The following is a 17,454-nucleotide window of genomic DNA, read 5'->3' as shown; positions in this document are numbered from 1 at the left end:
CTACGCCGCTCGCGTCCGGTGTTCCTGGGGGCTGACGCCGTAGACCCGTTTGAAGGCGCTGGACAGGGCGAACGCGCTGCCGTAGCCGACCTGGCGGGCGATCGCGCCGATCGTGTCGTCGGTGTCGCGCAGCAGGTCGGCGGCGAGGGCGAGGCGCCAGCCGGTCAGATACGTCATCGGGGGTTCGCCGACGAGGTCGGTGAAGCGGCGGGCCAGGCCGGCGCGGGAGACGCCGGCCTTCGCGGCGAGGGACGCGACCGTCCAGGGGTGTGCCGGGTCGTCCTGGAGGAGGCGCAGGACGCGGCCCACGACCGGGTCGGCCATCGCCCGGTACCAGGCCGGCGCCTCGGCGTCCGGCCGGGAGAACCAGGCCCGCAGGGCGGCGATCACCAGCAGGTCGAGCAGCCGGTCGAGGACGACCTCCTGGCCGGGCTCGTCGCGGCCGACCTCGTCCGTCAGCAGCGGGGTGAGCGGGCACGGCCACACGTCGGAGGTGAGGGACAGCAGCGGTGGCAGGGCGTCGAGCAGCCGGCCGCTAATCTCGCCCTCCATCATGTACGTCCCGATCAGCAGCACGGTGGAGCCGTCCAGCCGGTCGCCCCAGGCGCGGACGCCGAGGTCCATGGAGCCGTTCAGCGGCCGGCCGTCGGGGTAGGCGCACTGTCCCTCCGGAAGGATCAGCGCCTGCGGGGGTGTCGCGGGGTCGTCGGCGCAGGTGTAGGCGCCGGGGCCGCGGGCGATGGCGAGGTCGCCGGCCGCGAGCCGGAGCCGCTCGCCCTCGTCCGGGACGACCCATCCCTCGCCGCGCACCATGAGCATCACCGTCAGCGGCGCGCGGTCCTCCACCCGCACCGCCCACGGCGGGTCGAAGCACGCACGGATCATGAGGGCGCCACGCGCGCGTGGGCCCTCCAGCAGGCCGGTGAGTGCGTCCATGGCGCCAGCGTAGACGCGCGCTTATGGGAATGAGCCGTTCAGCGATGGGCGGGGGCGGCATGCGGCCGTTGACTGGACGCATGACGCAGAACACGGTGCGGGACATGACGGTGGTGGTGACCGGCGCGACCGGTCGTACGGGTGGACGTGTGGCGCGGGCGGCGGAGGCCGCCGGGCTCACGGTGCGGGCGGCCTCGCGGGCCACGGGCTTCGACTGGGGGGACCGGTCGACGTGGGCGCGGGCGCTGCGTGGCGCGGACGCGGCCTATCTGGCCTTTCCGACGGACGTCGGCTCCCCGGAGGCGGCCCGGGCGGTCGGGGAGATCGCCCGGGAGGCGGTGCGGCTCGGTGTGCGGCGGCTGGTGCTGCTGTCGGCGCGGGGCGAGGAGCGGGCGCTGCCGACGGAGGAGGCGCTGCGGGAGTCGGGTGCGCGGTGGACGATCGTCCGGGCGGCGTGGTTCGCGCAGAACTTCAGTGAGGGGCCGCTGGTGGAGGAGCTGCGGCTCGGCGGGAGCCTGGTGTTCCCGGCGGCCGAGGATCTGCGGGAGCCGTTCGTCGACGTGCGGGACATCGCGGACGTGGTGGTGGCCGCGCTGACGTCGGGCGACCGGTACGTGGGGAAGGAGATCGATGTGACGGGGCCGCGGCTGCTGACGTGGGGCGAGGCGGTCGCCGAGATCGCCGGGGCGACCGGGCGCGAGCTGAAGTACCTCCCCGTGCCCGTCCGGGAGTACCACGCGCGTCTGACCGCGTTCGGTGTGCCGCCGCAGGAGGCCGACTTCCTGGTCGGGCTGTTCGAGGAACTCCTCGACGGCCGCAACGCCCACCTCTCGGACGGTGTGCGGGAGGTGCTGGGCCGGGAGCCGCGTGACGTCGCGGACTTCGCGCGGGAGGCGGCGGGGGCGGGTACCTGGGGCTGACGGCGGGGTCACTTCTCGGGGGGCGGCTGTTCTTCGCCGCCGTTCTTCGGGGACGTCTTGGCGTGGGTCCGCAGGCGGCCGGTGACGTCCTCCGGGGGCAGGAAGCGGGACCAGCGTTCGGGGAACTCCGACGGCATGTCGGGGTCGTCGGGGTCCTCGTGGGCGCGGGCCGCGGCGATGCGGGCGACGTACTCGGCGGCCTCCTCCTCGCGCAGCCGTTCGTTGTTGGCGCGGGCCGCGGCGGTCGCGGCGGCCGGCCAGACCCGGTCGATCGCGGCGTTGACGGCGGCTCCCACCAGCACGGCGAAGGCGGACACGCCGATCCACAGCAGGACGGCGACGGCGGCGGCGAGGGAGCCGTAGATGGTGGCGCCCTCGATGGTGTTCTGCAGGTAGATCCGGAGCAGGAAGCTGCCGAGCACCCACATCGCGAGGGCCACCAGGGCGCCGGGCACGTCCTCGATCCACGGGGAGCGCACGGGCACGGACACATGGTAGAGGGTGGTCAGGAAGGCGATCGACAGGACGATCACCACGGGCCAGTACAGGACCTGGACGACCGTCGTGGACCAGGGCACGATCCGTACGACCGCGTCCGGCCCGGCGACCATCAGCGGCAGCGCGACCGAGCCGATCAGCAGGGCCGCGATGAACAGCAGGAACGCCACCAGCCGGGTCTTGACGATGCCGCGGACGCCGTCGAGGCCGTACATGACGGTGATGGTGTCGATGAAGACGTTCACCGCGCGCGAGCCGGACCACACGGCGAACAGGAAGCCGATGGAGATGACGTCGGGGCGGCCGCCCTTCAACACGTCGTCGAGGATCGGCTGGGCGATCTCCCTGACGCCCTTGTCGGACAGGACGGTGCGGGAGGCCTCCAGGAGGTTGGTCTCCAGGCTGGTGATGGTGTCGGTGCCGGTCCAGTCGTCGACGTAGCCGAGGAGGCCGATGAGGCTGAGCAGCAGCGGCGGCACGGACAGCAGGGTGAAGAAGGCGGCCTCGGCGGCGAGGCCGAGGATGCGGTACTCGATGCAGGAGTTGACGGTGTCCTTGAGCAGCAGCCAGGCGGTCCTGCGCTTGGAGACGTTCCGGTAGAGGGCACGCGCGCGGTGGAGACGCCCGTGAGGGCTCTCGGGTTGCCGGGGGGACTGACTTGCTTGCTGCACGTCTTAACGGTATCCGTCGCGCGAGGCTGCGCTCACCTCCGGTGGGGCGACGTCACCGTGTGCCATCGTCCCCGGCACGCGCGCGTGCGGCCCGTGCGGGGTGGCTGCTCGGGGACTGCCCGTGTCCTGGGGGTCATGAGCGGCGTACCCGGGGGTACGTTCGCGGTATGGCAGGCAGCACGCACACCGTGACCAACCAGCCCCCGCCCCTGCTGGGGTACGACGTCTACGGCGCCGACCAAGCCCTGGTGGCCGCGGTGGAACGCCATCTCGACCCGGAGCTGCTCGACGAGGCGCGCGGTGACCTGTCGGCGCTGGGCAGGGCGGCCGGGTCGGCGCAGTTGCAGGAGTGGGCGATCCAGGCCAACGAGAATCCGCCGGTCCTGCGCACGCACGACCGCTACGGCCACCGCCTCGACGAGGTGGAGTTCCACCCGGCCTGGCACCGGCTGCTCGGCAAGGGGGTCAGTGCCGGTCTGACGGCGGCCTGGGCGCAGCCGGGCGGGCATGTGCGGCGGGCGGCGGGGTTCGTGGTGTGGACGCAGGTCGAGGCGGGCAACGGCTGCCCGCTGTCGATGACCCACGCGGCGGTGCCGGCCCTGCGCGCCGATCCGGCGCTGGCCGCCGAGTGGGAGCCCCGGCTGACGTCGACGGTCTACGAGCGGGAGATGCGCCCGCCGAGCCGCAAGGCGGGGGTGCTGTTCGGGATGGGGATGACGGAGAAGCAGGGCGGCAGTGACGTCCGGGCGAACACGACGTCCGCGCGGCCGCTCGCGCAGGACGGGACGTACGAGCTGACCGGGCACAAGTGGTTCTGTTCGGCGCCGATGTCGGACGCGTTCCTGGTGCTGGCCCAGGCCGCCCCTTCGCCGGGGACTGCGCAAGGGGAAGGGGGCCTGACCTGCTTCCTGGTTCCCCGGGTGCTGGAGGACGGGTCCCGTAACGTCTTCCGCATCCAGCGGCTCAAGGACAAGCTGGGCAACCGGTCGAACGCCTCCGCGGAGGTCGAGTTCGACGGGACGTGGGCGCGCAGGGTCGGCGAGGAGGGGCGTGGGCTGCGCACCATCCTCGGGATGGTGGCGGCGACCCGGCTGGACTGTGTGCTGGGGTCGGCGGGGCTGATGCGGGCGGCCGTCGCCCAGGCCGTGCACCACTGCGCGTACCGCGAGGCGTTCGGCGGGAAGCTCCTCGACAAGCCGCTGATGCGCAATGTCCTGGCCGATCTCGCGCTGGAGTCGGAGGCGGCCACGACCCTCGGCATGCGGCTCGCCGCGGCCTACGACGACGGGAGCGAGCAGGAGCGGGCCCTGCTGCGGATCGCGGTGCCCGCCGCGAAGTACTGGGTGACCAAGCGCTGCACGCCGGTGACGGTGGAGGCGGCGGAGTGCCTGGGCGGCAACGGGTACGTGGAGGAGTCGGGGATGCCCCGGCTGGTGCGGGAGTCGCCGCTGAACTCCGTCTGGGAGGGCGCGGGCAATGTCCAGGCGCTGGATGTGCTGCGGGCGTTGCGGCGGGAGCCGCAGGCGTTGAACGCCTATCTGCAGGAGGTGGGCCGGGCCCGGGGCGCCGATCACCGGCTGGACGCGGCGATCAAGGACCTGCTGACCGAGCTGGCCGATCTGGACGGGGCGGAGGCGCGGGCGCGGCGGCTGACGGAGCGGTTCGCGCTGGTGCTCCAGGGGGCGCTGCTCGTTCGGTTCGCGCCGCCGGAGGTCGCCGACGCGTTCTGTGCCTCACGGCTGGGCGGCGACGGGGGTGCGGCCTTCGGGGCGCTGCCGCACAGCCTCGCCCTGGAGGCGATCGTGGAGCGGGCGCGGCCGCTGTCGTGAGCCGCGGGCCGACGAGTGCGGGGGTGGTGCTGCGCCGACACGGCACCACCCCCGCGGCAATGGCCCTGCGAGGCCAGTAACGCCGCTCGTGACGGCGTGGTACAAGTCTCGGGCAGCCTGTGGATGTTGACCAGGGTTGCAAGGGGTTGCAACGTGTTGGACTCAGTGACCGGAGTGTGTCCCTCCGTCACGGGTGGACGGCAAGATGGGACCTCCAGCAAGACCGGAAACAGTCGGCGCAGGAGCTTGACAGCCGGTCGCACGCCTGTGTGCTTCCCGGGAGGCCCCAGTGGCGAAGTCGCCGATGAACGTGCCGCAGTTGGCGGCCGTCGACGCCGCACGGGCGGCGCGGATGCTCAGCGAGGTGCGGGAGGCCAGGCTCGCCGGGCAGCGGGCGCGCGTGGCGCCGCGCCCGGTGATCGAGCAGTCCTGGGAGCGGGTGCTGCGCAGCGGCGTCGACCCGGAGCACGGGGCCAGAGCGGGTCTGCTCAGTTCGGAGGAGGTCCGGCGGCGGCGGGAGGAGTCGCCGCTGCGGGATGTGCTGCCGGTGCTGCGGGAGGGGCTGCTGTCGGTCGCGGACGTCGCCCACCACATCATGGTCGTCGCCGACGAGGAGGGCCGGGTGCTGTGGCGGGAGGGCTGTTCGCCCGTGCTGCGCAAGGCCGACGGGCTCGGGTTCGAGCTGGGTGCGGACTGGCGGGAGGACGTCGTCGGCACCAACGGGGTGGGCACCCCGGCGGTGGTGCGCCGGCCCGTGCAGGTGTTCGCCGCGGAGCACTTCGTGCGTTCGCACACCACGTGGACCTGCGCCGGCGCCCCGATCACCGACCCGCGCGACGGCCGGCTGCTGGGTGTGGTCGACGTCAGCGGTCCGCTGGAGACGATGCATCCGGCCACCCTGGCCTGGGTCGACTCGGTGGCGAAGCTCGCCGAGGCGAGGCTGCGGGAGCTGCATCTGAGCGCGCTGGAGCGGCTGCGCGCGGTGGCGGCGCCGGTGCTGGCCCGGCTGCGGGGCCGGGCGGCGGTGGTGGACGGGGACGGCTGGACCGCGGCCGTGACCGGGATGCCGTACACGAACCGGATCGCGTTGCCGAAGTCGCTGTCGCCGGGCCGCCGGTGGCTGCCGACGCTGGGGCTGTGCTCGGTGGAGCCGCTGTCCGGGGGCTGGCTGGTGCGCGCGCTCGACGCGGCGGAGGAGCCGTCGCCGGCGGGCGCCACCCGGATCGTGCTGGATGTGACGAGGCCGCGCCGCTGGTCGGTGACGGTCAGTGGCGGGGCGGGGTCGTGGTCCCATGAGCTCAGTCCCCGGCATGCCGAGTTGCTGTACCTGCTGGCGGTGCACCGGGGCGGGCGCGGCGCGGCGGCGCTGGCCGAGGACGTGTTCGGCGACCCGGCGCGGACGGTGACGGTGCGGGCGGAGATGTCGAGGGTGCGGCGGTACCTGGGGGGACTCCTGGAGCATCGACCGTATCGTTTCCGCGAGGACGCGGAGGTCGAGGTACTCCTCCCGGACGATCCGAAGGACCTCCTTCCGCACTCGGGCGCGCCGGCGGTGACCGGGGCGCGGACGACGGATTCCGTACCGGGACGTCCAGGGCGACGACCACGGAATCCGTAGTGTGACCGCCAGGCCGTGACGACGGATTCCGTGGCCGGGCGGGTGTCACACCCCCTCATTCGTACCGTAAATCGATGTACGTCACGGCATCTTCCGTATATGTGCGGGGTCTTCGCCCCGGGGGTGCGCGGACTGCCGTAGCATCCCCCTACGGGTCACCCCACCTGCTCCTTGGTCAACGTACGGATCATCAGGCGCAGTTGGCCCGCCTCGGGAGGACAGATGAGACATCGTGGCCGACATCGACGGCGCAGGCGGGGCAGGGCGCTGCGCGCGTTCCTGACCGGAACCGCGCTCGCGCTCACCGCCGCCGCCACCATGATCAGCGCCTCCCAGGCGACGGTCACGGACGATCCCGGGGCACTGAAGCCGCTCACCGCCTCCGCCGACACCGACGCGCTGCGGCTCACCGAGGACCTGGTGCCGCGGGCCTCCCTGGACCGGCTCGCCTCCGAGATGGGCCGGCCGGTGGGCGTCGGCACGGTGCTCGGCGGCGCCGACCGCACCCTGCGCGACGCCGTCGACTGCACGGACACCGAGCGGCGGGCGCTGCCCGTCTCCCCCACGGCCACGCGCGCGTACTGCTGGAACACCGACGAGACCGAGGGCTGGCAGCCGGGCGCGGTGACCACCTCCGGCGACGCGGACGACGACGGGCTGTGGGGCGCGCGCCGGGTGATCCTGTCCGGCTGGTCCCGCAGCGCCGGCCCGGCGGCCGACCGGGGGCTGGCCCGGGTCGCCTTCGTCGACGCCGCCAACCTGAACCGCCTCACCTACACCTGGGCGCTGCTCGCCGTCCCGGTCGACGGCGGACGCGACTACCGCGGGCTGGTCTCCCACGTCTCGGGGATGGTCTGGTACCAGGACACGCTGCTGGTCACCGCCGACGACGGGGGCCGCACCGCGCTGTACGTGTACGACATGAACCGCATCCACCGCGCCACCGTCACCGGCGAGGCGGTCGGGCGGGTGCCCGGCGGCTGGTCGGCGCACGGCTCCCGGTACGTCCTGCCGGCCATCGCCTCCTACCGGCTGAGCGGCGGCGCGGACGCCCCGCACCCGGCCACCCTCTCCCTGGACCGCAGCACCGCGCCGGACAGCCTGGTGGCCGGGGAGTGGACCCTCGACGACGGCGACCGGGGCGCCCGCCTGTGGCGGTACGCCTTCGGCTCCGGGTCCGGACGCACCGGCCTCCTCGCCACCGACACCGCCGGCCGGGTCCGGGTGACGGAGGCGTACCGGACGAAGCTCACCGGGGTGCGCGGGGTGCTGGCACACGAGTCCGCCTGGTACGTGACCCGCGCGGCGGGCGCGGGCGAGCAGCACGGGACGCTGTGGCGGCAGGACACGGACGGCTCACGAACCGCGGTGTGCGGCACCGCCGAGAGCCACGACTGCTGGAGCACCGGGACCGAGTCCCTCTCGTACTGGGCGGCGACCGGCGAGGTCTGGGCGCAGTCGGGCCGGGTCCTCTTCTCGCTGCCCCTGGCCTCGATCGACGGATCAGCGCGGTAATCGACAGATCAGCTCGGTAGATGATTCCCTGACCGGCATGACCAACATCCCCGTGACCACCTGGTCCCTGGAGCAGACCGCACCGAGTGACCTGCTGCCGGCCGCCGCACCCGAGGGCGACGTCCGGATCGTCCGCTCCGAGGTGCCCTCGCCGGAGTTCAGCCGTTTCCTGTACGCCTCCGTCGGCGGCGACATCCGCTGGATCGACCGGCTGGGCTGGACGTACGCGCGGTGGCAGGAGCACCTGGGCCGTCCGGGGGTCGAGACGTGGGTCGCCTACGACCGGGGCACGCCCGCCGGGTACGTGGAGCTGGCGCCGCAGGACGACGGGGTCGTGGAGATCGAGTACTTCGGCCTGATCCCCGCCTTCCGCGGCCGGCGGATCGGCGGCCATCTGCTGTCGTACGGCGCCGCCCGTGCCTGGGACCTCGCGGACCGCTGGCCCGGGCTGCCGCAGACCAAGCGGGTGTGGCTGCACACGTGCAGCCTGGACGGTGAGCACGCGATGGACAACTATCTGCGGCGCGGGTTCACCCTGTTCGACACCAAGGTCGAGGAGGAGGCCGAGGTGGCCGCTCCCGGCCCGTGGCCGGGTGCATACCCCGCCTGACCTGCGCGGACAAGACGCCGCACAGCGCATGTGACCGACAACACCCTTGTCTCGCATTCCGGGACAAGGGTGTCCACATTACGGACGAAGCTGGACTGTGTCCAGATCGCCATGACACGCTTCCGTCATGTCTGGAACTGGAATTGCCTTGGTGAGTCGGCGGCACGTCGACCTCGGCCGCATGTCCAGCGCCATCTGTCCGGCGAGCTGACGCACCCATCAGTGGCCTCCGGCCACACAGCGAAGCCCGACGTCTCCAGCCCTTTTCCTCATCCTGCGCAAAGACGCGCACGCAGTCCCATGCGCGCGCCCGTACGCGCAGGTCAGAGCCGCGTTCCCGCCTGTCCCGAAGGACGTAACAACCATGGCCGCCACCCCGCAGAACCCTGCCGCCGCAGCGCCCCGCCGCAAGGTGAGCCGTCACCGCGGTGAGGGTCAGTGGGCCGTGGGTCACTTCACCCCGCTCAACGGCAACGAACAGTTCAAGAAGGACGACGACGGTCTCAATGTGCGGACACGCATTGAGACGATCTACTCGAAGCGTGGATTCGACTCGATCGACCCGAACGACCTGCGCGGCCGTATGCGCTGGTGGGGCCTGTACACCCAGCGCAAGCCCGGGATCGACGGCGGCAAGACCGCGGTCCTGGAGCCGGAGGAGCTGGACGACAAGTACTTCATGCTGCGCGTGCGCATCGACGGCGGACGTCTCACCACGCGGCAGCTGCGGGTCATCGGCGAGATCTCGCAGGAGTTCGCGCGCGGCACCGCGGACATCACCGACCGGCAGAACATCCAGCTGCACTGGATCCGCATCGAGGACGTCCCGGAGATCTGGAACCGGCTGGAGGCCGTCGGCCTGTCCACCACCGAGGCCTGCGGCGACACCCCCCGCGTCATCATCGGCTCGCCGGTCGCCGGTATCGCCGAGGACGAGATCGTCGACGGCACCCCGGCCATCGACGAGATCCACAGCCGGTACATCGGCAGCAAGGAATTCTCCAACCTGCCCCGCAAGTTCAAGACGGCCGTCTCCGGCTCCCCGCTCCTCGACGTCGCCCACGAGATCAACGACGTCGCGTTCGTCGGCGTCGAGCACCCCGAGCACGGCCCCGGCTTCGACCTGTGGGTCGGCGGCGGCCTGTCCACCAACCCCAAGATCGGTGTCCGGCTCGGCGCCTGGGTCCCGCTGGACGAGGTCCCGGACGTCTGGGCCGGCGTGATCGGCATCTTCCGTGACTACGGCTACCGGCGGCTGCGCACCCGCGCCCGCCTGAAGTTCCTGGTCGCCGACTGGGGCGCGGAGAAGTTCCGGCAGGTGCTGCAGGACGAGTACCTCAAGCGCGAGCTGGTCGACGGTCCCGCGCCCGCCGAGCCCGTGGAGCGCTGGCGCGACCACGTCGGCGTGCACCGCCAGAAGGACGGCCGTTTCTACGTCGGCTTCGCACCGCGCGTCGGCCGGGTCGACGGCACCACCCTGGCGAAGATCGCCGACCTCGCCGAGGCGCACGGCTCCGGCCGGGTCCGCACCACCGTCGAGCAGAAGATGATCGTGCTCGACGTCGAGGAGGCGCAGGTCGCGTCGCTGGTCGAGGCCCTGGAGGCCCTGGACCTGACCGCCAAGCCCTCCCCCTTCCGGCGCGGCACCATGGCCTGCACCGGCATCGAGTACTGCAAGCTCGCCATCGTCGAGACCAAGCAGCGCGGCATCACCCTGATCGACGAGCTCGAGCGGCGCATCCCGGAGTTCGACGAGCCGATCACCATCAACATCAACGGCTGCCCCAACGCCTGCGCCCGTATCCAGGTCGCGGACATCGGTCTCAAGGGCCAGCTCGTCCTCAACGACCGGGGCGAGCAGGTCGAGGGCTACCAGGTGCACCTGGGCGGCGCGCTCGGCCTGGACGCCGGCTTCGGCCGCAAGGTCCGTGGCCTGAAGGTGACCTCCGAGGAGCTGCCGGAGTACGTCGAGCGCGTCCTGAAGCGGTTCCAGGCGGAGCGCGAGGACGGCGAGCGGTTCGCCACCTGGGCGGCCCGGGCCTCCGAGGAGGCCCTTTCGTGAGCGCAGCGAACGAAACAAAGGACGCAGTATGAGCGAGCGCGCCGCCCCCTTCTACTGCCCCTACTGCGGCGACGAGGACCTGCGTCCCAGCGAGCAGGGCCACGGCGCCTGGGAATGCGCGGCCTGCAACCGCGCATTCCAGTTGAAGTTCCTCGGGCTGCTGACCCGAGGACTTCAGCGAGCCGACAACGGAGGGGACCGGATATGACGACGGCTCAGGAAGGCCGTACGGCTGAGGAGTTGAAGGCGCTCGCCGAGCAGGCGGGCCGTGACCTGGAGGACGCCTCCGCCCTGGAGATCCTCCAGTGGGCGGTGGACACCTTCGGCAAGGACTTCTGCGTCACGTCCTCGATGGAGGACGCGGTGGTCGCGCATCTGGCGTCGCGCGTGCTGAAGGGCGTCGACGTGGTGTTCCTCGACACCGGCTACCACTTCCCGGAGACCATCGGCACCCGGGACGCGGTCGAGGCCGTGATGGACGTCAACGTCATCACGCTCACCCCGCGCCAGACGGTCGCCGAGCAGGACGCCGAGTACGGGCCCAAGCTGCACGACCGCGACCCCGACCTGTGCTGCAAGCTCCGCAAGGTGCAGCCGCTGGAGGAGGGCCTGAAGGGCTACCGGGCCTGGGCGACCGGGCTGCGCCGCGACGAGTCCCCGACCCGGGCGAACACCCCGGTCGTCGGCTGGGACGAGAAGCGGCAGAAGGTGAAGATCTCCCCGATCGCCCGCTGGACCCAGGACGACGTGGACGCGTACGTCGCCGAGCACGGCGTGCTGACCAACCCCCTGCTGATGGACGGCTACACCTCCGTCGGCTGCGCCCCCTGCACCCGCCGCGTCCTGGAGGGCGAGGACGCGCGCGCCGGCCGCTGGGCGGGCCGCGCGAAGACCGAGTGCGGACTGCACGGCTGACCATGACCGCGCCTACGACATTGGAGAACACCGTGACGACCGGAGCCACCGTCTGGCTCACGGGTCTGCCGAGTGCCGGCAAGACCACCATCGCGTACGAGCTGGCCGGCCGGCTGCGCGAGGAGGGCCACCTCGTCGAGGTGCTCGACGGCGACGAGATCCGCGAGTTCATCTCCGCGGGCCTCGGCTTCAGCCGCGAGGACCGGCACACCAACGTGCAGCGCATCGGCTTCCTCGCCGACCTGCTCGCCCGCAACGGCGTCAAGGCGCTCGTCCCGGTGATCGCGCCGTACGCCGACAGCCGTGACGCGGTGCGCAAGCGCCACGAGGCGAGCGGGACGGCGTACCTGGAGGTGCACGTGGCGACCCCGGTCGAGGTGTGCAGCGAACGGGACGTCAAGGGGCTGTACGCCAAGCAGGCGGCGGGCGAGCTGACCGGGCTCACCGGGGTCGACGACCCGTACGAGGTACCCGCGTCGCCGGATCTGCGGATCGAGTCCCAGAACCAGACCGTGCAGGAGTCCGCGGCGTCGGTGTACGCCCTGCTCAGCGAAAGGGGACTGGTGTGACGACCGTCGCCAAGACCGAGGAGGGTACGGCGAGCCCGTACGCCCTCAGCCACCTGGACGCGCTCGAGTCCGAGGCCGTGCACATCTTCCGCGAGGTGGCGGGCGAGTTCGAGAACCCGGTGATCCTGTTCTCCGGCGGCAAGGACTCCATCGTCATGCTGCACCTGGCGCTGAAGGCGTTCACGCCGGCGCCGGTGCCGTTCTCGCTGCTGCACGTGGACACCGGGCACAACTTCCCCGAGGTCCTCGAGTACCGCGACCGCACGGTGGCCAGGCACAACCTGCGGCTGCACGTGGCCTCGGTGCAGGACTACATCGACCGGGGTGTGCTGAAGGAGCGCCCGGACGGCACCCGCAACCCGCTGCAGACGCTGCCGCTGACGGAGAAGATCCAGTCGGAGAAGTTCGACGCGGTCTTCGGCGGTGGCCGCCGGGACGAGGAGAAGGCCCGCGCGAAGGAGCGGGTGTTCTCGCTGCGTGACGAGTTCTCCCAGTGGGACCCGCGCCGTCAGCGCCCCGAGCTGTGGAACCTCTACAACGGGCGGCACGCGCCCGGTGAGCACGTCCGGGTGTTCCCCCTGTCCAACTGGACCGAGCTGGACGTCTGGCAGTACATCGCCCGTGAGGGCATCGAGCTGCCGGAGATCTACTTCGCGCACGAGCGGGAGGTGTTCCAGCGGGCCGGGATGTGGCTGACGGCCGGCGAGTGGGGCGGCCCGAAGGACGACGAGACCGTCGAGAAGCGGCTCGTGCGCTACCGGACCGTGGGTGACATGTCCTGCACCGGCGCCGTCGACTCCGACGCGACCACGCTGGACGCCGTCATCGCCGAGATCGCCGCGTCCCGGCTGACCGAGCGCGGCGCCACCCGCGCCGACGACAAGCTCTCCGAGGCCGCGATGGAAGACCGCAAGCGCGAGGGGTACTTCTAAGCATGAGCACGACCACGACCGAGGAACTCTCGGCCACGACCCTGCTGCGGTTCGCCACCGCCGGCTCCGTCGACGACGGCAAGTCCACCCTCGTCGGACGGCTGCTGCACGACTCCAAGTCGATCCTCACGGACCAGCTGGAGGCCGTGGAGCGCGCCTCGGCGAGCCGTGGCGCGGAGGGCCCGGACCTCGCGCTGCTGACGGACGGTCTGCGGGCCGAGCGGGAGCAGGGCATCACCATCGACGTGGCGTACCGCTACTTCGCCACGCCCCGGCGCCGGTTCATCCTCGCCGACACCCCCGGCCATGTGCAGTACACCCGCAACATGGTCACGGGTGCCTCCACGGCGGAACTGACGGTGATCCTCGTCGACGCCCGCAACGGTGTCGTCGAGCAGACCCGTCGGCACGCGGCGATCGCCGCGCTGCTGCGCGTCCCGCACGTCGTGCTCGCGGTCAACAAGATGGACCTGGTCGACTACCAGGAGTCCGTGTTCGCCGCGATCGCCGAGGAGTTCACGGCGTACGCCACCGAGCTGGGCGTCCCGGAGGTCACCGCGATCCCGATCTCGGCGCTCGCCGGCGACAACGTGGTGGACCCCTCCGCCAACATGGACTGGTACGGCGGCCCGACCGTGCTGGAGCACCTGGAGACCGTGCCGGTCAGCCACGACCTGGCGCACTGCCACGCCCGGCTGCCCGTGCAGTACGTGATCCGGCCGCAGACCGCCGAGCACCCCGACTACCGCGGCTACGCGGGCCAGATCGCCGCCGGCACCTTCCGCGTCGGCGAGGCGGTCACCGTCCTGCCCTCGGGGCGGGCGACGACCATCGCCGGGATCGACCTGCTGGGCGAGGCGGTCGACGTGGCGTGGACGACCCAGTCGGTGACCGTGCTGCTCACGGACGACATCGACGTCTCGCGCGGCGACCTGATCGTGCCGAGCAAGGACGCGCCGGCCACCACGCAGGACGTGGAGGCCACCGTGTGCCATGTCGCCGACCAGCCGCTGACCGTCGGCCACCGGGTGCTGCTCAAGCACGGCACCCGCACCGTCAAGGCGATCGTGAAGGACATCCCGTCCCGGCTCACCCTCGACGACCTGTCCCTGCACCCGCACCCGGGGCAGCTCGTCGCCAACGACATCGGCCGGGTGAAGATCCGCACCGCGGAGCCGCTCCCCGTCGACTCCTACGCCGACTCGCGCCGCACGGGCTCGTTCATCCTGATCGACCCCAACGACGGCACCACGCTCACCGCGGGCATGGTCGGCGAGTCCTTCGCCTCCCCGGAGCCGGTCAAGGACCAGGGCGAGGACGACGGGTGGGACTTCTGATGAACTCCACCGACTACTACTCCACGTTCGCGAAGGAGGGCGGCCGCGTCGGCAGCGGCGCCCTCGGCAGCGGGCAGGGCGGAGTGGCGCGATGTGCGGCATGACGTACGCGCACTGCCTGCGCGCCCTCACCCCCCACCGCCGTAAGCGAAGACCTGCCGACCTCCCGGCCACGACCTGAGAGACCGTGACCGCCGGGCCAACGAGAGGAACCCCTCCCGTGCCTGCCACATCCAGCTTCCGCCGCGCCTTCGCGGTGATCACCGCGCTCCCTCTGCTCACCCTGGCCGCCTGCGGCTACGGCTCCCAGGCCGACGACAACTCGTCGACCCAGAAGGTCGCCGCCGGCGCGGAGAAGATCGACGGTCTCGACTCCGTCAAGATCGGCTACTTCGGCAACCTGACCCACGGGACCGCCCTCGTCGGCGTGAACAAGGGCTACTTCCAGAAGGCGCTCGGCGCCACGAAGGCCGAGTACCAGGTCTTCAACGCCGGCCCCTCCGAGATCGAGGCCCTGAACTCGGGCTCCATCGACATCGGCTGGATCGGCCCGTCCCCGGCGATCAACGGCTACACCAAGTCCAAGGGCACGAACCTGCGGATCATCGGCGGCTCGGCGTCCGGCGGAGTGAAGCTCGTGGTCAACCCGGACAAGATCAAGAGCCTGAAGGACGTCAAGGGCAAGCGGATCGCCACCCCGCAGCTCGGCAACACCCAGGACGTGGCCCTCCTCAACTGGATCGCCGAGCAGGGCTGGAAGGTCGACGCGGAGAGCGGCAAGGGCGACGTCTCGGTCATCCGCACCGACAACAAGGTCACCCCGGACGCCTACAAGTCCGGCTCCATCGACGGCGCATGGGTGCCGGAGCCGACCGCGTCCAAGCTGGTCGCCGAGGGCGCGAAGGTGCTGCTGGACGAGGCGTCGCTGTGGCCCGACAAGAAGTTCGTGATCACGAACATCATCGTGTCGCAGAAGTTCCTCAAGGAGCACCCGAAGGCCGTCGAGGCCGTGCTGAAGGCGTCGGTCGAGGCCAACAAGTACATCAACGCCAACCCCGACGAGGCGAAGGCCGCGGCGAACGCGCAGCTGAAGGCGGACTCCGGCAAGGAGCTGCCCGCACAGGTCCTGGACCCGGCGTGGAAGTCGATCCAGTTCACCAACGACCCGCTGGCCTCCACGCTCAACGCCGAGGCCCAGCACGCGGTGAAGGCCGGTCTGCTGGAGGACCCGCTGCTGAAGGGCATCTACGACCTCGCGCCGCTGAACAAGGTGCTCGGGGCCGAGGGTGAGAGCACGGTCGACGACGCCGGTCTCGGCGTCAAGTAAGCCCGAAGTCGGATGAGTTCCCAGGAGGTGACGACCATGGCCACCACCCTCGCCAAGGCCGACAGCGCCGAGTCGGTGGAGTACGCCGCCCGCATCGAGCACGTGTCGAAGTCCTTCGCCGGGCCAGCCGGGCAGCAGCTCGTCCTGGACGACATCACCCTCGATGTCGCTCCGGGCGAGTTCGTCACCCTCCTGGGGGCCTCCGGCTGTGGCAAGTCCACGCTGCTGAACCTGGTGGCGGGGCTCGACCAGCCCAGCGCCGGCAGCATCAGCACCGACGGGCGCCCCGCTCTGATGTTCCAGGAGCACGCCCTGTTCCCGTGGCTGACCGCGGGCAAGAACATCGAACTCGCCCTGAAGCTCGGGGGAGTTCCGAAGAACGAGCGGCGCGGCCGGGCCGAGGAGCTGCTCGAACTGGTGCGGCTGAAGGGCTCGTACGGCAAGCGGGTGCACGAGCTGTCCGGCGGTATGCGCCAGCGGGTGGCGCTGGCGCGCGCGCTCGCGCAGGACGCCCGGCTGCTGCTGATGGACGAGCCGTTCGCGGCGCTCGACGCCATCACCCGGGACGTGCTGCACGACGAGCTGACCCGGATCTGGGAGGAGACCGGGCTGTCGGTGCTGTTCGTCACGCACAACGTGCGGGAGGCGGTGCGGCTCGCACAGCGCGTCATCCTGCTGTCCTCCCGGCCGGGCCGGGTGGCCCGCGAGTGGACCGTCGGCATTCCGCAGCCGCGCCGTATCGAGGACGCGCCCGTGGCCGAACTGTCCCTGGAGATCACCGAAGTCCTGCGTGGGGAGATCCGCCGTCATGGCCAGCACTGAGACGAAGACGACGGACGGCTCCGCCGGGGGCGGCCGGCAGCTCGCCTCGGTGGAGGCGGGCCTGGACGCCCTGGAGACCGGCGTCGTCAGCCGTACGTCGTTCCGGCAGACCTTCGTCAACAAGATCCTGCCGCCGATCATCGCGATCGCGGTGGTCCTGGTGCTCTGGCAGGCGCTGGTCTCGTTCAAGGTCGTCGACGATCCCAGCAAGCTGCCCACGCCCGCCGACGTGGGGGGCGAGTTCAAGGAAGCGTGGCTGGAGGGCAAGCTTCTCGACTACATCTGGACCAGCGTCTCGCGCGGTCTGCTGGGCTTCCTGATGGCGCTCGCCATCGGCACCCCGCTGGGTCTGATCGTGGCCCGGGTGAAGTTCGTGCGGGCGGCCATCGGCCCGATCCTGTCCGGACTGCAGTCGTTGCCGTCGGTGGCGTGGGTACCGCCGGCCGTGATCTGGCTGGGTCTGAACAACTCGATGATGTACGCGGTGATCCTGCTCGGCGCGGTCCCGTCCATCGCCAACGGCCTGGTCTCCGGCATCGACCAGGTGCCGCCGCTGTTCCTGCGGGCGGGCCGCACGATGGGCGCGACCGGGCTGAAGGGCGCCTGGCACATCGTGCTGCCGGCCGCGCTCCCCGGCTACCTGGGCGGTCTGAAGCAGGGCTGGGCCTTCTCCTGGCGCTCGCTGATGGCGGCGGAGATCATCGCCTCCTCACCCGACCTGGGCATCGGCCTGGGCGCGCTGCTGGAGAACGGCCGCAACGCCAGCTCCATGTCGATGGTCTTCGAGGCGATCATCCTGATCCTGTTCGTCGGCATCGCCATCGACCTGCTGATCTTCAGCCCGCTGGAGCGGCGGGTGCTGCGCAGCCGGGGCCTGCTGGTGAAGGGCTGAC

The 17,454-nt window shown here is 71.5% G+C and carries 17 protein-coding genes; 15 read left to right on the top strand and 2 right to left on the bottom strand.

Annotation, left to right across the window (positions count from 1 at the left end; translation table 11 throughout):
* Complete coding sequence (locus ACPT94_RS02205) at positions 1-936, bottom strand: AraC family transcriptional regulator (RefSeq protein WP_360330847.1); 936 nt, start codon at positions 934-936, stop codon at positions 1-3.
* A gap of 80 nt (positions 937-1,016) precedes the next feature.
* On the opposite strand from ACPT94_RS02205, the gene ACPT94_RS02200 reads away from it, so the two are divergent.
* A complete protein-coding gene (locus ACPT94_RS02200; protein ID WP_425244945.1) occupies positions 1,017-1,856 on the top strand; it encodes an NmrA family NAD(P)-binding protein in 840 nt (279 codons plus the stop codon).
* Between the two features lie 8 nt (positions 1,857-1,864).
* On the opposite strand, the gene ACPT94_RS02195 is transcribed toward ACPT94_RS02200, so the two are convergent.
* Positions 1,865-3,025 carry a YihY/virulence factor BrkB family protein gene (locus ACPT94_RS02195; protein ID WP_360330853.1) on the bottom strand — a complete coding sequence of 387 codons (1,161 nt, stop codon included), beginning with the start codon at positions 3,023-3,025 and terminating at the stop codon, positions 1,865-1,867.
* A 167-nt stretch (positions 3,026-3,192) separates the two neighbouring features.
* Here ACPT94_RS02195 and ACPT94_RS02190 point away from each other — a divergent pair, with 167 nt between their 5' ends.
* The 14 genes from ACPT94_RS02190 (at position 3,193) to ACPT94_RS02125 (ending at position 17,453) form a co-directional block, all read left to right on the top strand.
* A complete protein-coding gene (locus ACPT94_RS02190; RefSeq protein ID WP_425244944.1) occupies positions 3,193-4,854 on the top strand; it encodes an acyl-CoA dehydrogenase family protein in 1,662 nt (553 codons plus the stop codon).
* A gap of 304 nt (positions 4,855-5,158) precedes the next feature.
* Positions 5,159-6,472 (top strand): GAF domain-containing protein, encoded by a 1,314-nt coding sequence (locus tag ACPT94_RS02185; protein WP_425245066.1) that lies wholly within the window; start codon positions 5,159-5,161, stop codon positions 6,470-6,472.
* 222 nt (positions 6,473-6,694) lie between these two features.
* Entirely contained in the window at positions 6,695-7,987 is a 1,293-nt protein-coding gene (locus ACPT94_RS02180) for a hypothetical protein (RefSeq protein WP_425244943.1), read from the top strand.
* A 37-nt stretch (positions 7,988-8,024) separates the two neighbouring features.
* On the top strand, positions 8,025-8,597 hold the full coding sequence (locus tag ACPT94_RS02175) for a GNAT family N-acetyltransferase (RefSeq protein WP_360330862.1): 573 nt from the start codon (positions 8,025-8,027) through the stop codon (positions 8,595-8,597).
* 127 nt (positions 8,598-8,724) lie between these two features.
* A complete protein-coding gene (locus ACPT94_RS02170) occupies positions 8,725-8,808 on the top strand; it encodes a putative leader peptide (protein WP_309486338.1) in 84 nt (27 codons plus the stop codon).
* A 153-nt stretch (positions 8,809-8,961) separates the two neighbouring features.
* Positions 8,962-10,659 (top strand): nitrite/sulfite reductase, encoded by a 1,698-nt coding sequence (locus ACPT94_RS02165; RefSeq protein WP_425244942.1) that lies wholly within the window; start codon positions 8,962-8,964, stop codon positions 10,657-10,659.
* A 28-nt stretch (positions 10,660-10,687) separates the two neighbouring features.
* Positions 10,688-10,867: a hypothetical protein gene (locus ACPT94_RS02160; protein ID WP_360330867.1), complete on the top strand. Its 180-nt coding sequence runs from the start codon at positions 10,688-10,690 to the stop codon at positions 10,865-10,867.
* Positions 10,864-11,574, top strand: a complete 711-nt coding sequence (locus tag ACPT94_RS02155) for a phosphoadenylyl-sulfate reductase (RefSeq protein WP_360330869.1) — start codon at positions 10,864-10,866, stop codon at positions 11,572-11,574. The genes ACPT94_RS02160 and ACPT94_RS02155 overlap by 4 nt, the downstream gene beginning before the upstream one ends.
* Positions 11,575-11,576: 2 nt before the next feature.
* Positions 11,577-12,143, top strand: a complete 567-nt coding sequence (gene cysC / locus ACPT94_RS02150) for an adenylyl-sulfate kinase (RefSeq protein ID WP_425244941.1) — start codon at positions 11,577-11,579, stop codon at positions 12,141-12,143.
* On the top strand, positions 12,140-13,075 hold the full coding sequence (gene cysD / locus ACPT94_RS02145) for a sulfate adenylyltransferase subunit CysD (RefSeq protein WP_360330874.1): 936 nt from the start codon (positions 12,140-12,142) through the stop codon (positions 13,073-13,075). Before cysC ends, cysD begins: the two co-directional genes overlap by 4 nt.
* Before the next feature lie 2 nt (positions 13,076-13,077).
* Positions 13,078-14,412 carry a sulfate adenylyltransferase subunit 1 gene (locus ACPT94_RS02140; protein ID WP_360330876.1) on the top strand — a complete coding sequence of 445 codons (1,335 nt, stop codon included), beginning with the start codon at positions 13,078-13,080 and terminating at the stop codon, positions 14,410-14,412.
* 220 nt (positions 14,413-14,632) lie between these two features.
* Complete coding sequence (locus ACPT94_RS02135) at positions 14,633-15,739, top strand: aliphatic sulfonate ABC transporter substrate-binding protein (protein WP_360330879.1); 1,107 nt, start codon at positions 14,633-14,635, stop codon at positions 15,737-15,739.
* Positions 15,740-15,775: 36 nt separating this feature from the next.
* The gene (locus ACPT94_RS02130; RefSeq protein ID WP_360330881.1) at positions 15,776-16,561 is read left to right on the top strand and encodes an ABC transporter ATP-binding protein; all 786 of its coding nucleotides are present in this window, start codon (positions 15,776-15,778) and stop codon (positions 16,559-16,561) included.
* A complete protein-coding gene (locus ACPT94_RS02125) occupies positions 16,548-17,453 on the top strand; it encodes an ABC transporter permease (protein WP_360330884.1) in 906 nt (301 codons plus the stop codon). The genes ACPT94_RS02130 and ACPT94_RS02125 overlap by 14 nt, the downstream gene beginning before the upstream one ends.
* The last annotated feature ends 1 nt before the right edge of the window (position 17,454 follow it).

The sequence above is a fragment of the Streptomyces aurantiaciflavus genome (assembly GCF_049808595.1).
GTDB lineage: Bacteria > Actinomycetota > Actinomycetes > Streptomycetales > Streptomycetaceae > Streptomyces.
This window is presented reverse-complemented; position numbering and strand designations above follow the sequence as displayed.

Coding starts and splice junctions, on each gene's coding strand:
- ACPT94_RS02205 (WP_360330847.1), bottom strand. CDS start 936: ATGGACGCACTCACCGGCCTGCTGGAGGGCCCACGCGCGCGTGGCGCC.
- ACPT94_RS02200 (WP_425244945.1), top strand. CDS start 1,017: ATGACGCAGAACACGGTGCGGGACATGACGGTGGTGGTGACCGGCGCG.
- ACPT94_RS02190 (WP_425244944.1), top strand. CDS start 3,193: ATGGCAGGCAGCACGCACACCGTGACCAACCAGCCCCCGCCCCTGCTG.
- ACPT94_RS02185 (WP_425245066.1), top strand. CDS start 5,159: ATGAACGTGCCGCAGTTGGCGGCCGTCGACGCCGCACGGGCGGCGCGG.
- ACPT94_RS02180 (WP_425244943.1), top strand. CDS start 6,695: ATGAGACATCGTGGCCGACATCGACGGCGCAGGCGGGGCAGGGCGCTG.
- ACPT94_RS02175 (WP_360330862.1), top strand. CDS start 8,025: ATGACCAACATCCCCGTGACCACCTGGTCCCTGGAGCAGACCGCACCG.
- ACPT94_RS02170 (WP_309486338.1), top strand. CDS start 8,725: ATGTCTGGAACTGGAATTGCCTTGGTGAGTCGGCGGCACGTCGACCTC.
- ACPT94_RS02165 (WP_425244942.1), top strand. CDS start 8,962: ATGGCCGCCACCCCGCAGAACCCTGCCGCCGCAGCGCCCCGCCGCAAG.
- ACPT94_RS02160 (WP_360330867.1), top strand. CDS start 10,688: ATGAGCGAGCGCGCCGCCCCCTTCTACTGCCCCTACTGCGGCGACGAG.
- ACPT94_RS02155 (WP_360330869.1), top strand. CDS start 10,864: ATGACGACGGCTCAGGAAGGCCGTACGGCTGAGGAGTTGAAGGCGCTC.
- cysC (WP_425244941.1), top strand. CDS start 11,577: ATGACCGCGCCTACGACATTGGAGAACACCGTGACGACCGGAGCCACC.
- ACPT94_RS02140 (WP_360330876.1), top strand. CDS start 13,078: ATGAGCACGACCACGACCGAGGAACTCTCGGCCACGACCCTGCTGCGG.
- ACPT94_RS02130 (WP_360330881.1), top strand. CDS start 15,776: ATGGCCACCACCCTCGCCAAGGCCGACAGCGCCGAGTCGGTGGAGTAC.
- ACPT94_RS02125 (WP_360330884.1), top strand. CDS start 16,548: ATGGCCAGCACTGAGACGAAGACGACGGACGGCTCCGCCGGGGGCGGC.